This window comes from Mycobacterium sp. AMU20-3851, from assembly GCF_043974665.1.
Lineage (GTDB): Bacteria > Actinomycetota > Actinomycetes > Mycobacteriales > Mycobacteriaceae > Mycobacterium.
This window is the reverse complement of the sequence record NZ_CP146371.1, coordinates 461,754-476,099: the sequence shown is the minus strand read 5'-3', so window position 1 is coordinate 476,099 and position 14,346 is coordinate 461,754. Positions and strand designations below refer to the sequence as shown.

General features: G+C 69.4%; 16 protein-coding genes. 4 read left to right on the top strand and 12 right to left on the bottom strand.

All coding sequences use genetic code 11. From position 1 onward, the window contains the following. Window positions 1-39: 39 nt before the first annotated feature. From V4U86_RS02330 to ftsH, 11 genes are all read right to left on the bottom strand, one after another. Window positions 40-843 (bottom strand): type III pantothenate kinase, encoded by an 804-nt coding sequence (locus V4U86_RS02330; protein ID WP_395309692.1) that lies wholly within the window; start codon window positions 841-843, stop codon window positions 40-42. Window positions 844-846: 3 nt separating this feature from the next. Then, window positions 847-1,263 (bottom strand): aspartate 1-decarboxylase, encoded by a 417-nt coding sequence (gene panD / locus V4U86_RS02325; protein WP_395309691.1) that lies wholly within the window; start codon window positions 1,261-1,263, stop codon window positions 847-849. Then, a complete protein-coding gene (gene panC / locus V4U86_RS02320) occupies window positions 1,263-2,198 on the bottom strand; it encodes a pantoate--beta-alanine ligase (RefSeq protein WP_395309690.1) in 936 nt (311 codons plus the stop codon). Before panC ends, panD begins: the two co-directional genes overlap by 1 nt. Further along, window positions 2,195-3,118 carry a Rossmann-like and DUF2520 domain-containing protein gene (locus V4U86_RS02315; protein ID WP_395309689.1) on the bottom strand — a complete coding sequence of 308 codons (924 nt, stop codon included), beginning with the start codon at window positions 3,116-3,118 and terminating at the stop codon, window positions 2,195-2,197. The genes panC and V4U86_RS02315 overlap by 4 nt, the downstream gene beginning before the upstream one ends. An 81-nt stretch (window positions 3,119-3,199) precedes the next feature. Next, entirely contained in the window at window positions 3,200-4,417 is a 1,218-nt protein-coding gene (locus V4U86_RS02310) for a DUF6779 domain-containing protein (RefSeq protein ID WP_395309688.1), read from the bottom strand. Window positions 4,418-4,473: 56 nt separating this feature from the next. Then, window positions 4,474-4,959, bottom strand: coding sequence for a DUF3180 domain-containing protein (locus V4U86_RS02305; protein ID WP_395309687.1), 486 nt, complete (start codon window positions 4,957-4,959; stop codon window positions 4,474-4,476). Next, window positions 4,959-5,471, bottom strand: a complete 513-nt coding sequence (folK, locus tag V4U86_RS02300) for a 2-amino-4-hydroxy-6-hydroxymethyldihydropteridine diphosphokinase (protein ID WP_395309686.1) — start codon at window positions 5,469-5,471, stop codon at window positions 4,959-4,961. The genes V4U86_RS02305 and folK overlap by 1 nt, the downstream gene beginning before the upstream one ends. Next, window positions 5,468-5,851, bottom strand: a complete 384-nt coding sequence (gene folB / locus V4U86_RS02295) for a dihydroneopterin aldolase (RefSeq protein ID WP_395309685.1) — start codon at window positions 5,849-5,851, stop codon at window positions 5,468-5,470. Before folB ends, folK begins: the two co-directional genes overlap by 4 nt. Next, window positions 5,844-6,656: a dihydropteroate synthase gene (folP, locus tag V4U86_RS02290; protein WP_395311887.1), complete on the bottom strand. Its 813-nt coding sequence runs from the start codon at window positions 6,654-6,656 to the stop codon at window positions 5,844-5,846. The genes folB and folP overlap by 8 nt, the downstream gene beginning before the upstream one ends. Window positions 6,657-6,691: 35 nt before the next feature. Further along, window positions 6,692-7,309 (bottom strand): GTP cyclohydrolase I FolE, encoded by a 618-nt coding sequence (folE, locus tag V4U86_RS02285; protein WP_395309684.1) that lies wholly within the window; start codon window positions 7,307-7,309, stop codon window positions 6,692-6,694. Window positions 7,310-7,325: 16 nt separating this feature from the next. After that, window positions 7,326-9,587, bottom strand: coding sequence for an ATP-dependent zinc metalloprotease FtsH (ftsH, locus tag V4U86_RS02280; protein WP_395309683.1), 2,262 nt, complete (start codon window positions 9,585-9,587; stop codon window positions 7,326-7,328). A 157-nt stretch (window positions 9,588-9,744) separates the two neighbouring features. Here ftsH and V4U86_RS02275 point away from each other — a divergent pair, with 157 nt between their 5' ends. The 4 genes from V4U86_RS02275 to V4U86_RS02260 all read left to right on the top strand — a co-directional run bounded on the left by V4U86_RS02275 (window position 9,745) and on the right by V4U86_RS02260 (window position 13,724). After that, entirely contained in the window at window positions 9,745-10,719 is a 975-nt protein-coding gene (locus V4U86_RS02275) for an alpha/beta fold hydrolase (RefSeq protein ID WP_395309682.1), read from the top strand. Further along, a complete protein-coding gene (locus tag V4U86_RS02270) occupies window positions 10,716-11,903 on the top strand; it encodes an LLM class flavin-dependent oxidoreductase (protein WP_395309681.1) in 1,188 nt (395 codons plus the stop codon). The genes V4U86_RS02275 and V4U86_RS02270 overlap by 4 nt, the downstream gene beginning before the upstream one ends. Continuing rightward, a complete protein-coding gene (locus tag V4U86_RS02265; RefSeq protein WP_395309680.1) occupies window positions 11,903-12,919 on the top strand; it encodes a zinc-binding dehydrogenase in 1,017 nt (338 codons plus the stop codon). The genes V4U86_RS02270 and V4U86_RS02265 overlap by 1 nt, the downstream gene beginning before the upstream one ends. A 64-nt stretch (window positions 12,920-12,983) precedes the next feature. Next, window positions 12,984-13,724 (top strand): SIMPL domain-containing protein, encoded by a 741-nt coding sequence (locus V4U86_RS02260; RefSeq protein WP_395309679.1) that lies wholly within the window; start codon window positions 12,984-12,986, stop codon window positions 13,722-13,724. A gap of 27 nt (window positions 13,725-13,751) precedes the next feature. On the opposite strand, the gene hpt is transcribed toward V4U86_RS02260, so the two are convergent. Further along, a complete protein-coding gene (gene hpt / locus V4U86_RS02255; protein WP_395309678.1) occupies window positions 13,752-14,333 on the bottom strand; it encodes a hypoxanthine phosphoribosyltransferase in 582 nt (193 codons plus the stop codon). Window positions 14,334-14,346: the final 13 nt, after the last annotated feature.

Genomic DNA, 14,346 nt, shown 5'->3' with positions numbered 1-14,346 from the left:
GGCTGGCACGTCATTAGAACTCACGGACAGCCAGCTTAATCAGCGGCGCCCGCGCTGGTTGTCGCGGTTGCGTTCGAACACCAGCCGCAGCCCCTCCAACGTCAGGTGCTGCTCGTAGTGCTCGACGGTGCGCAGATCGGGCAGCACCAGCGGGGCGGAGTTGCCGGTCGCGACGACGGCGACGTCGCTGCCCCCGAATCCGGTCACGTCGGTGCGGATGCGTTCGACCAGTCCGTCCACCAGCGCGGCGAAACCGAACACCGCGCCGGCCTGCATGCACTCCACGGTGTTCTTGCCGATCACCGAGCGCGGACGGGTCAGTTCGACCCGGCGCAGCGCCGCCGACCTCGCGGCGGCAGCATCGGAGGACACCTGCACGCCAGGGGCGATCGCCCCGCCGAGGAATTCGCCCTTGGCCGACACCACGTCCACGCAGATCGAGGACCCGAAGTCGACCACGATGGCCGGTACGTTGTACTTGTGGAAAGCGGCCAGGCAGTTGATGATCCGGTCGGCGCCCACTTCCTTGGGGTTGTCCACCAGCAGCGGGATGCCGGTCCGGACCCCGGGCTCGATGAGCACGTGCGGCACCGAGGGCCAGTACTGTTCCAGCATCAACCGGATCTCGTGCAGCACCGAGGGAACCGTGGACAGCGCCGCGGCGCCGGTCAGCTTTTCGGTGTCCTCACCGATCAGGCCGTCGATGGTCAGCGCGAGTTCGTCCGCGGTCACTTCGGATTCGGTGCGTATCCGCCAGTTGTGCACAACCTTGGCATGGTCACCGGATCCGGAGATCAGCCCGACGACGGTGTGCGTATTGCGGACGTCTATGGCGAGCAGCATCGGCTAGCGCGGCGACATCAGGCCGGACGCATCCGCCGGCACATAGGCGGGGTCGTGGCTGTGGTCGCCCAGGTCGATCTGCCGGTTGGCGTCGTCGACGAACACGATCCTGGGCTGGTACACACGGGCCTGGGCATCATCCATGGCGGCGTAGGCGATCAGGATGACCAGATCGCCGGGATACACCAGATGTGCTGCGGCACCGTTGATCCCGATGACGCCGCTGCCACGTTCGCCGGTGATGGCGTAGGTCACCAGCCGGTTGCCGTTGTCGATGTCGACGATGGTGACCTGTTCACCCTCCAACAGATCCGCCGCATCCATCAGATCGGCGTCGATGGTCACCGAACCCACATAGTGCAGATCCGCCTGGGTGACGGTGGCACGGTGGATCTTGGACTTGAGCATCGTCCGTATCATCAGTTCCTCCAGGGCAATTCGTGTTCGTCGAACGGGACGTCGGGGCCCGGACCCGAGGGCACCCCGATATCGATGGCGATGTTGTCCAGCAGCCTTGTGCTGCCGAGTCGGGCGGCCACCAGCATCCGGGCCCGGCCGGTCTCGGGTGCGGGCCCGAGCCAGTTGTTGCGGATCTCCAGGTAATCGACGCTGATCTCGGGAACCTCGTCGAGCACGGCCCGGGCGGCGTCCACCGCGGCCGCCGCCCCCTCCCCCGCCGCGTACACACCGGCCAGCAGCGCCGACGGGATGGCGAGCGCCTGTTCGCGCTGAACCTCGTCGAGGTAGCGGTTGCGCGAGGACATGGCCAGCCCGTCGGCCTCCCGGACGATGGGCACCGCGACGATGCGGGTATCCAGGTTGAGGTCGTCGGCCATCTGCCGGATCAGCACCAGTTGCTGGTAGTCCTTCTCCCCGAAGAACGCCCGGTCCGGCGCGACGATCTGCAGCAGCTTGCACACGACGGTCAGCATCCCGGCGAAATGCGTTGGCCGGGAAGCGCCTTCCAGTTCCGCACCGATCGGGCCGGGGTTGACGGTGGTGCGCGGACCGGTCGGGTACATATCGTTCGCGGTGGGGGTGAACGCGATGTCGACCCCCTCGCCGCGCAGCGCCGCCAGATCCTCGTCGAGGGTGCGCGGGTATGCGTCGAGGTCCTCCCCGGCGCCGAACTGCAGCGGGTTGACGAAGATGGACACGACCACGACCGACCCCGGCACCTTCTGCGCCTCGCGGATGAGGGTCAGATGCCCCTCGTGCAGGGCACCCATGGTCGGCACCAGCATCACCCGCCGGCCCGCGCCCCGCAGCGCCCGGGTCACGTCGGCGACGTCGGCGGGCCTGCGGTAGACGTTGAGCTCACCCGCGGTGAAGGTCGGCTTCTTGCGTTCGGTCACGGTTGGCCTGTTCCATTCGTCTGGAGCACTTCGAACACTTCCTCCGGCGCGTGCGCACGCTCGGCGGTACGCAGCGAGTTGGCCCGATAGGCTTGCGCCAGTTCGGGATCGGTTTCGTTCAGGGCGCGCAGATGCCTGCCGACCGAGGCTGCGTCACCGCGTGCCACCGGACCGGTCAGCGCCGCCTGCCCACGCTGCAGGGCGTTCTCCAGCGATGCCCGGGCCAGTGGGGCCACGATCCGTTCGGCCAGCCCGCCCGGGGCGTCGACGATCAGTTCCTGGCCGAGCAGTTCCTGCCCGCGCAGCGCGGCCCGCAATGCCTCGACGGCGTCGAGGATCACGGTCGTCACGTGGTTCCCGGCATGGGCGAGTGCTGCGTGGTAGAGCGCGCGGGCGTCCTCGCGTACCCGGAACGGCTCCCCGCCGATCTCAAGAACCAGGGACTGGCCGATCGCGTAGCCGATCTCGTCGGCCGCGGTCACCCCGAAGCAGGCGCCGGTCAGCCGGTCGATGTCCTCGTCGGAACCGGTGAACGTCATCGCCGGGTGGATGGCCAGCGGTATGCAGCCGTGTGCGGTCAGTGGCTGCAGGATGTCGACTCCGTGGATGCCGGAGGTATGCACGACGATCGCACCGGGACGGGCCGCGCCGGTGGCGGCCAGCCCGGAGACCAGCGTGCCGAGTTCGGCATCGGGCACCGCGAGCAGCAGCAGTTCGGCCCGTTCCGCAACTTCGGCGACCGGCAGCACCGCGGTCTCCGGTAGCCGGCGGGCGGCGCGCAACCGGGATTCGGTGGAGATGCCGCTGCACGCCACGACGACGTGCTCGGCACGCTCGAGCGCCACGCCGAGCGCGGTGCCCACCCGGCCGGCGGAGATGATGCCGACCGTGAGACGCGCTGGACGGAGTCCGTCGACCATGACAGACGACCTCGCAGATTCTCAGGTTCCAAACGTTCCGGTCCCGCGCTGCGGGTACCGGACGGCCGTGCCGAGCCTAGCTCACTCCTCGCGGCGTCGACGCCGCCCACCGGTCGTGGGCGTCGCCTGTAGCCGTGAGAGCAGCTCGGAGACGGGCTGACCACCGGCGTGCTGACCGCCCTCGGCCTCGGGCTCCTCGGCCGGGGCCGGTGGCTCGTCGGCGCTGCGGTGCCGGGCCTCGGCCGCCGCGGCCACCGGTGCTTCCTCCGGGGCGGCGCGCCGTCTCCGCGGAGGCGCCGGCTCGGTCTCGCCGGGCACGGCGTGCCGGGCCCGGCGCGGCGCGGGGGGCTGCTCGGCATCGCTGCCGTAGTGCCGGCCACGCCGATCGGGCACCACCTCCGGGGCGGTCGGCTCGGGGGCCGGCTGCGGGGCGGACACCGGTGGTGCCGGTACGGGCGGCGCCGGTGCGGGTGCCGGCGGGGGCGGGGTCCACTGCGGCGGGGGCGGCGGAGCAGGCGTCGGGGTCGGTGGCTGCGGTGCCGGGGGCGGCGGTGTTGGCGGTGCCGGGGTGGGGGTCGCCGCGTGGCGCTGCCACGGTGCGGGATCCTCGGTCTCCGACGGCCGACGGTGCGCGCCGCCGAACAGTTCCACCGGTTCGGCGGGAGTCCACCCGAACTCCGGCGGGTGCGGTTCGGCGGGGACGTCGATGATCGGGCTTTCCTCGGTGTGCGGCTCGTGCGCCGGGCGGGGTGGCGGGAAGAACTCCGGGCGGGGTGGCGGGAAGAACTCGGTGCGCCCCGGGGTGTCGACCCGGCTGGCGATCACCCGGCCCGCCGGGCGGTCTGTCTCCAGCGCGGGGCGCGCCTCCAGGTCGGTGTCGAACAGGATCTCCAGATTGGTACGCAGCGCCGCGAGTTCGGCCCGCAGCGCGGCAACCTCGTCGGCCGCCTGGGCGCGCAGCTCGGCCGAAAGCTCCCGGCGCAGTTGGGCCTCCACCGCCAGTTCGTACTCTCGGCGCGCGGAGATCTCCCGGTCGAGCTGAAGGTCGTAGACGTACTTGAGATCCCGCACCTTGGCCTGGTCGAGATCGCTCTGGCGCCGGTAGATGAACGACACGAACGCCGCGGCGACCGCCGCCCACAACGACAGCACCACAGCCAACTTGAGCAGTTCCACCCGGTTGGTGAAGACCAGCACGGTGCTGGCCACGATGGCGAGCACCAGCAACACCGTCAACAGGACCCAACCCGGCCTGCGGTTGACGCGTCGAACGCGCACGCCGCGGGACGGATCGGTCATGGGGCGACTGTACCGTTCACCGTTGCCCTGGCGGGTCGACCGGTCCGGCGATTCGGCTACTCGGGTGCCGCACCGAGCCGATCCGGGTCCTCATCGTGATCCTCCGGTGACTTGCAGCAATGCTGCAGCCATAGCCCGGCGGCCAGCAACGCCAGCGCGCACAACGCAGCCACCGCAGCCCCGGCGGTGTCCTGCTCGGCCACCCGCATCGAGTCCCGGCGCGGCAGCACATAGCCCAGAACCCCGATCCACCAACCCAGTACCACCGCGCCGACCCACGCCGAGGCCTTCGCGATGACCACCGACCGGGCCACCGCGAGGGGATGCAGCCGGCCCGCACCGATGCCGATCTGCCCGTCGGCGATCCGGGCGCGGATGACGTACCCCCAGACCGCTTCGGCGATCGCCACCGCTGCCAGCGACAGCCCGGTCCACAGGGTGATCGGCGGGAACCACCGGTAGATGAAGGTGACCAGCAGATAGCAGACGACGGCGGCGATACCGACCCCGGCCGCGAGGTCGCGTTTGCGGGTGGGCCCCATCAGGGCTCCAGCACCAGGTCGGTGCGCCGCACGCCCGCGCGCTCGGTCGCATCGAGCTCATCGAGCAGTTCGGCGACCGGCCGGCCCGACAACTGTGCGCCCGCGTCGGCGGCCAGCCACGGCACCAGCACGAAGGCCCGCTGGTGCGCGAAGGGATGCGGCAGGGTCAGTTCGGGGTCATCGGAACGTATCTCGGAGGCACCGTCACGGCAGCTGATCACGTCGACATCGAGAGTGCGTGGACCCCAGTGCACCTCACGCACCCGGTCGGCCGCGGCCTCCAGCCGCTGACCGCGACGCAGCCAGCCGTCACCGTCGCAGGCCGGGTCGTCGGCGATGAGCACGGCGTTGAGGAACGGGCTTTGCTCCACCCCACCCCAGGCGTCGGTCTCGTACACCGGGGACACCGCCACGATCCGACCGCCCGCCTGGGCCATCCCGGTGACCACGGACTGCAGGTGCGCCAGCCGGTCACCCAGGTTGGACCCGATGGACAGCACCGCGGTGGTCACGGCGCCATTCCCCGGCCCCCACGGCGGGATCGGCGGGCGACCACCGCGACGTCGGTGAAGGTCAACGGAATCGGGGCGCTGGGCTTGTGCACGACGACCTCGACGGCGTGCACCCGCTCGTCGGTCATGACGTCCTCGGCGATCTCGGCGGCCACCGTCTCGATCAGATCGCGGGCCGGTCCGCCGACGATCTCGGCCGCCCGGGTGGCCAGGGTGCCGTAATCCAGGGTGTCGGCGAGGTCGTCGGACGCGGCCGCGGCGGCCAGGTCGATCCACACCGTCACATCGACGACGAAGTCCTGGCCGTCCCGGCGCTCATGTTCGAAGACGCCGTGGTTACCGCGAACAGTCAAGCCGCGCAGTTCGATTCGATCAGCCACCGGCCTGCCTTCCCTGGGTCCACGACTGGACCACCTTGATCGCGTCCACCGATGCCCGCACATCGTGCACCCGCACACCCCACGCCCCCTGCTGGGCCGCCAGCGCCGAGATCACCGCGGTCGCGGTCTCCCGCCCGTCCGCGGGACGCATCTCGCCGTCCGGCCCGGCCAGCAGCGCACCGAGGAAGCGCTTACGCGACGCGCCGACCAGCACCGGGAATCCGGTGTCCACGAAGACCGGCAGGGCCTGCAGCAACTGCCAATTGTGTTGTGCGGTCTTGGCGAACCCCAGACCGGGGTCGATGATCACCTTCGCCGGGTCGACACCGGCAGCCACCGCGTCATCCACGCTGCGCAGCAGTTCCTCGCGGACCTCGGCCACTACGTCGGTGTAGCCGGGCACGTCGTGCGGGGCGTCGGCGCGGACCGACCGCCAGTGCATCAGCACCCACGGCACGCCCGCATCGGCCAGCACCGCAGCCATGTTCGGGTCCGCTAGGCCGCCGGAGACGTCGTTGACGATCTGGGCGCCGCTCTCCAGCGCGGCCCGGGCCACCGAGGAGTGCATGGTGTCGATGCTGACGGTGAGCCCCGCCGCGGCGAGATCCGCGATCACCGGCCGCACCCGGGCGATCTCGATATGCGGGTCCACCCGGGTGGCGCCGGGGCGGGTCGACTCACCGCCGACGTCGATGATGGTCGCGCCCGCGGCCGCCAGTTCCAGCGCCCGTTCCACGGCACGGTCGCGATCGAGGAACAATCCGCCATCGGAGAACGAATCCTCGGTGACGTTCACGACACCCATCACCTGGGTGCCCGTCACATGCCTGCCGGGCACGCTCACTTCCGGAGGATCAGTTCCAGCGCCTCGGACCGCGATGCCTTGTCGGTCTTGAACTGTCCACGCACCGCAGAGGTGGTGGTCACCGCGCCGGGCTTACGCACACCACGCATCGCCATGCACAGGTGCTCGGCCTCGACCACGACGATGACACCGCGCGGGTCGAGCTTGCGCATCAGGGCGTCGGCGATCTGGGCGGTCAGGCGCTCCTGAACCTGGGGGCGCTTGGCGTACAGGTCGACCAGGCGGGCGATCTTGGACAGACCGGTCACCCGGCCGTCCAGTCCGGGGATGTAGCCGACGTGGGCGACCCCGTGGAAGGACACCAGATGGTGCTCGCAGGTGGAGTACATCGGGATTTCCTTCACCAGCACCAGCTCGTCGTGCTGCTCGTCGAAGGTGGTGTTGAGCACCGCGTCCGGGTCGGTGTACAGCCCGCCGAAGATCTCCTTGTAGGCGCGGGCCACCCGGGCGGGGGTGTCCACCAGACCGTGCCGGTCCGGGTCCTCTCCGACGGCGATCAGCAGCTCGCGGACAGCAGCCTCGGCCCGAGCCTGATCGAAGTTCACCGGGGTGAACTCGGTCGTCTCGGCAAGGTTGTTTCCCGACGTCGTCATCGACGCTCCGTTCATGTCAGCCGCGGGGCGGCGTATCCGGCCCCGGCGGGGGCGGCGGCGGTGGGTACCAGCCCCCCGGTGGTGGGGGCGGCGGAGGCGGCGGCATGGGCTGTGCGTGGTGCTGACCACCCTGCTGACGCGGCGGCCATCCCGGGGCGTGCCAACCGGCGGGGGCACCGTAGTCGGGCTGCGCCTGGCCGTGCTGCGGCTGGCCGTGCCGGGGTTGCCCGTTGGGCTGCGGGTAGCCGCTGCCGGGGGTCCCGTTGGCACCGTTCTGCCTGCCCGCCGCCTCGGCGGCGCGGCTGGCCTCGAGGATCGCGGCCTTGTAGGCGGGCTCCTTGACCGGCGGTGGCCACGGTTCGCCACGTTCGACCGCGATCTCCCCCGGGGTCTTGATCGGCGGCTTGTCCGACGGCACCCGGCCACCGAAGTCGTCGAAGATGGTGAGCCGCGGACGCTTCTTGACCTGGCCGAAGATCTCCTCGAGTTCCCGGCGGTGCAGGGTCTCCTTCTCCAGCAGCTCACCGGCCAGGATGTCGAGCACATCGCGGTACTCGGTGAGAATCTCCCACGCCTCGGTGTGCGCGGCCTCGATGAGCTTGCGGACCTCGTCGTCGATGTCGCGGGCGACCTCGTGACCGAAGTCGGCCTGGGTGCCCATGGTGCGGCCCAGGAACGGGTCGCCGTGTTCGGTGCCGTACCGCACCGCGCCGAGCTTGGCGCTCATGCCATATTCGGTGACCATCGCGCGGGCGATCTTGGTGGCCTGCTCGATGTCGGACACCGCACCGGTGGTGGGCTCGCGGAACACCAGTTCCTCGGCGGCACGCCCGCCCATCGCGAACACCAGTCGGGCGATCATCTCCGAGCGCGTCATCATGCCCTTGTCATCCTCGGGCACGGCGACGGCGTGCCCGCCGGTGCGACCGCGGGCCAGGATGGTGACCTTGTAGATCGGCTCGATGTCGGGCATCGCCCAGGCCGCCAGGGTGTGACCGCCCTCGTGGTAGGCGGTGATCTTCTTCTCCTGCTCGCTGATGATGCGGCCCTTGCGGCGCGGACCGCCCACGACGCGATCGACGGCCTCTTCCAGGGCGGCCCCGGTGATGACGGTGCCGTTCTCGCGGGCGGTCAGCAGCGCGGACTCGTTGATGACGTTGGCCAGGTCGGCGCCGGACATGCCGACGGTGCGCTTGGCCAGGCCGTCCAGGTCGGCGTCGGGGGCGATCGGCTTGCCCGCCGAGTGCACTTTGAGCACCGCGCGACGGCCGGCCAGGTCAGGATTGGACACCGGGATCTGCCGGTCGAAGCGGCCGGGCCGCAGCAGGGCCGGGTCGAGGATGTCGGGCCGGTTGGTGGCGGCGATCAGGATGACGCCCTGGCGGTCACCGAACCCGTCCATTTCGACCAGCAACTGGTTGAGCGTCTGCTCACGCTCGTCGTGGCCGCCGCCCATGCCTGCGCCGCGCTGGCGGCCGACGGCGTCGATCTCGTCGACGAAGATGATGCACGGGCTGTTCTGCTTGGCCTGCTCGAACATGTCACGCACCCGGGAGGCGCCGACACCGACGAACATCTCGACGAAGTCCGAACCGGAGATGGTGAAGAAGGGCACACCGGCCTCGCCGGCCACGGCCCGGGCCAGCAGGGTCTTACCGGTTCCGGGCGGGCCGAACAGCAGCACGCCCTTGGGGATCTTGGCGCCCAGAGCCTGATAGCGGCTCGGGTTCTGCAGGAAGTCCTTGATCTCGTAGAGCTCTTCGACCGCCTCGTCGACACCGGCGACGTCGGCGAACGTGGTCTTGGGCATGTCCTTGCCGAGCTGCTTGGCCTTGGACTTGCCGAAGCCGAAGCCCATCCGGCCGCCGCCCTGCATGCGGGAGAACATCACGAACAGGCCGACCAGCAGCAGCAGCGGCAGCATGTAGATCAGCAGGGTGCCCAGCACGCTGCCCTGGTTGACCACCGTGTTGATCTTGGCGTTCTTGGCGCTCAGCGCGTCGAACAGCTGCACACCGAACCCGGTCGGGTATTTGGTGAGGATCTTGTCGCTGTTCTCGGTGTCACCGTTGCCGGACTTCAGTTCGAGCCGGAGCTGCTGCTCACGGTCGTCGATCTGGGCACTCTTGACGTTGTCGGCATCGATCTGAGCTATCGCGACGGACGTGTCGACCGGCTTGAAGCCGCGGGTGTCGTCGCTGAAATAGAAGAAAGACCAACCCAGCAGCAACACCACGGCGATCGCCGTGAGCGTGCGGATGACGTTTTTACGGTTCATCGATATATCTCCGGCCTGCGAGAGTGCGGCCGGCCCGGTCCTTCCGATATGCGCAGTTGGGAAACTTAAGGCTACCGCTTGACCAACGATCGGAAGTTCCCTGCCCACATGCTCGGTCCTCATGGTCAGACGCGACACGGTGTGCTTGGCTGAGATCGTGATCACACCAACCGAGCGGTTAGTCGAGACCAATGGCGTGACGTTGCGGGTGACCGAGGCCGGTGACCGCGGAAATCCGGTCGTCGTCCTGGCCCACGGCTTCCCCGAACTGGCCTACTCCTGGCGGCACCAGATCCCCGCGCTGGCCGCCGCCGGATACCACGTCCTAGCCCCCGACCAGCGGGGATACGGCGGATCCTCGCGACCCGAGGCCATCGAGGACTACACCATCATCGATCTGACCGCCGACATCGCCGGTCTGCTCGACGATGTGGGCGCCGAACGGGCCGTGCTGGTCGGCCACGACTGGGGCTCGCCGGTGGTGACGAATTTCCCGTTGTTCTACCCCGACCGGGTGGCGGCGGTGGCCGCGCTGAGCGTGCCGCCGATCCCGCGGTCCGCCGCCCCGCCCACCCAGATCTGGCGCGGCATCTTCGGTGAGAACTTCTTCTACATCCTGTACTTCCAGGAGCCCGGGGTGGCCGACGCCGAACTGGGCGGCGATCCGGCCCGCACCCTTCGCCGGATGATGGGCGGCCTGGGTGCGGACAAGGCCGAGGCCGAGGCGCAGCGGATGGTCGCCCCGGGGCCCGAGGGATTCATCGACCGCTTGAGCGAGCCGGACGGTCTGCCCGCCTGGATCTCCGAGGCCGAACTGGAGCACTACGTCGCCGAGTTCACCCGCACCGGTTTCACCGGCCCGCTGAACTGGTACCGCAATTTCGACCGTAACTGGGAGCTCACCGATCCCGCTGCGGGGAAGGTGGCCACCACCACCATCACCGCGCCGGTGCTGTTCCTGGCCGGCAGCGCCGACCCGGTGCTGGGCTTCACCCCGCGCGACCGGGTCACCGAGGTCGCCACCGGCGGCTACCGCGAGGTGCTGCTCGACGGCGCCGGGCACTGGTTGCAGCAGGAGCGGCCCGAGGAGGTCAACAAGGTGCTGCTGGAGTTCTTGGAGGGTCTCAAGTGAATCCGCTGAACTTCGGGGTCTTCATCACCCCGTTCCACCCGACCGGACAGTCGCCCACCGTGGCGCTGCAGTACGACATGGACCGGGTGGAGAAGCTGGACCGGCTCGGCTACGACGAGGCCTGGTTCGGTGAACACCATTCCGGCGGCTACGAACTCATCGCCTGTCCGGAGGTGTTCATCGCCGCGGCCGCGATGAGGACTCGCCACATCCGGCTGGGTACCGGCGTGGTGTCGTTGCCGTACCACCATCCGCTGATGGTCGCCGACCGCTGGGTGCTGCTCGATCACCTGACCCGTGGCCGGGTGATGTTCGGGACCGGGCCGGGCGCCCTGCCCTCGGACGCCTACATGATGGGCATCGATCCGGTCGATCAGCGCCGGATGATGCAGGAGTCGCTGGAGGCCATCCTGGCTTTGTTCCGGGCGGCTCCCGATGAACGTATCGACCGGCACACCGACTGGTTCACGCTGCGCGACGCGGCCCTGCACATCCGGCCCTACACCTGGCCGTATCCGGAGATCTCCACCGCCGCGATGATCTCCCCCTCGGGCCCGCGGCTGGCCGGTCAGTTCGGCACCTCGCTGCTGTCGCTGTCGATGTCGGTACCCGGCGGCGTCGCAGCCGTGGAGACCACCTGGGACATCGTCACCGAGCAGGCGGTCCAGTCCGGGCGCGAGGCCCCCGACCGCAAGGACTGGCGGGTGCTGGGCATCGTGCACGTCGCCGACACCAAGGAACAGGCCATCGAGGACTGCACCTACGGGCTGCAGGATTTCGCGAACTACTTCGGCGCGGCCGGGTTCGTCCCGCTGGCCAATGCCACCGACGGAAAGGTCACCGACGCCCGCCAGTTCGTCGAAGACTATGCCGCCAAAGGGAATTGCTGTATCGGCACCACCGACGAGGCGATCGCCTACATCCAGGACCTGCTGGACCGCTCCGGCGGATTCGGCACGTTCCTGCTGCTGGGCCACGACTGGGCCTCCCCGGCGGCCACGCATCACTCCTACGAGTTGTTCGCCCGCGAGGTCATCCCGCATTTCAAGGGACAGTTGACCGCTCCGCGCGCCTCCCACGACTGGGCCAAGGGCATGCGCGATCAACTGCTCGGCCGGGCCGGGCAGGCCATCGTCAACGCCATCACCGAGGCCGCCTCCGACAACGAACACGGCAAGAGCTGATGCGCAGCGCGGTGCTGCGCGCCGGCCGGATGGTGGTGCGCGATGACGTGCCCGAGCCGGTACCCGGTCCGGGCCAGGTGCTGGTGGCGGTGAAGGCCTGCGGAATCTGCGGCTCCGACCTGCATTTCGCCTCGCACGGGGATCAGATGCTGGCCGCGGGCGCGGAGATGGAAGGTATGCCCGACACCATGTCCGGCATCGACCTGGCGGCCGACATCTTCATGGGTCACGAGTTCAGCGCCGAGATCCTGGAGGCCGGGCCGGGCACCGACACACATCCGCCGGGCACCCTGGTCACCTCGGTGCCGGTGTTGGTGACCCCCGGCGGGCTGGACATGATCGTCTACAGCAACAGCACCGTCGGCGGCTATTCCGAACGCATGCTGCTCTCGGCTCCGCTGCTGTTGCCGGTACCGAACGGGCTGGATGCCCGGCACGCGGCCCTGACCGAACCGGTGGCGGTGGGCCTGCATGCGGTCAACACCTCCAAGATCGAGCGCGGCGAGGCCGCCCTGGTCATCGGGTGCGGACCCATCGGCATCGCGATCATCGCCGCGCTGCGCTACCGCGGGGTGGAAAACATTGTGGCGGCAGACTTCTCACCCACCCGCCGGAATCTCGCCGAGACGGTCGGCGCGCACCTGACGGTTGACCCCGCCCAGGAATCCCCGTTTCACCGGAGCGCACCGGCGGTGGTGTTCGAGGCGGTCGGCGCGCCCGGGGTCATCGACGATGTGCTGCGTCGCGCGCCGGCCGGGGCCCGGGTGGTGGTCGCGGGTGTGTGCATGCAGCCCGACACCGTGCACCCGTTCTTCGCCAGCGCCAAACAGATCAGCCTGCACTTCGTATTCGGCTACGACCCGGGCGAATTCGCCGAGTCGCTGCGTGCCATCGCCGAGGGCGATATCGACGTGGCGCCGCTGATCACCGGCGAGGTGGGGCTGGACGGTGTCGGCGAGGCCTTCGATCAGTTGGCCGACCCGGACCGGCACTGCAAGATCGTCGTCACTCCGTGACCGGACCCGACATCCCGCGGCGGAGCTCACCGGTATGCGTCCGCACAGCCGTTAGGGTTCGACCATGACCCTCGCGAAACGATTGCCGGTCCGTGTCTGCCTGACTCTCGCCGCGGCGGCCGTGGCGGTCGGGGTGACCGGCTGTGACGCGACCTCGGGTCCCGTCGCCGGTAGCGACCAGCCCGCCGCGGCCCGCCAGGTGACCGTCATCGGGTCCGGCGAGGTCCAGGGCACCCCGGACACCCTGACCGTGTCGGCCGCCATGGAGGCCACCGCGGCCGACGTCACCGGCGCGCTCAACCAGACCAGCCAGCGTCAGCAGGCCGTCATCGACGCGCTGCGTGGTGCCGGGGTGGAGGCCGAAGACATCAGCACCACGCAGGTATCGCTGCAGCCCCAGTACAACTCCGACGGCACCAGCATCACCGGTTACCGTGCCGGCAACGCCGTCGACGTGAAGATCCGCGACGCCGAGCGTGCCTCGGACATCCTGGCGCTCATCGTCAACACCGGCGGCGACGCCACCCGGATCAACTCGGTGAGCTATTCGATCGCCGACGACTCCGACCTCGTGCGCGACGCGCGTACCCGCGCGTTCGAGGACGCCAAGGACCGCGCCCAGCAGTACGCCGAACTGTCCGGGCTGACCCTCGGCGACGTGGTCTCGATTTCCGAGGCCGACGCGTCACAGCCGCCGCCACCGCCGGTCCCGATGCCGCGGGCCGCGATGGCCGAGTCCGTGCCGCTGGCCCCCGGCGAGCAGAGTGTCGGGTTCTCCGTGACGGTGGTCTGGGAATTGACCTGATCTGATCCCGGCCGGGCCAGGGGCCGCTTACGGCGCCTCGTAGACCTTGGGCTCCAGCGTCCCGATGTAGGGCAGGTCGCGATACCGCTCGGCATAGTCCAGGCCGTACCCGACGACGAACTCGTTGGGGATGTCGAAGCCGACGTATTCGACCTCGAGTTCGGCGCGCACCGCATCCGGTTTGCGCAGCAGCGTGCAGACCCGCAGCGAGCGGGGGTTGCGGGTCGCCAGATTGCGCAGCAGCCAGGACAACGTCAGCCCGGAGTCGATGATGTCCTCGACGATCAGCACGTCGCGGCCGTTGATATCGCGGTCCAGGTCCTTGAGGATGCGCACCACACCCGAGGAGGATGTCGAGGATCCGTACGAGCTGACCGCCATGAACTCCAGCTGGGTGGGCACCGGGATCGCCCGCGCCAGGTCGGTGACGAACATGACCGCACCCTTGAGCACAGTGATCAGCAGCAGATCCTCGGCACCGGCGCCGTCGCGGTAGTCGGCGGCAATCCGCTCGGCCAATTCGGCGGTCTTGGCTTTGACTTCTTCTTCGGACAGCAAGACCGACTTGATGTCGCCGGGATACAACTCCGCAGTATCGGGCACGGTCACAGCCTAGCGGGGT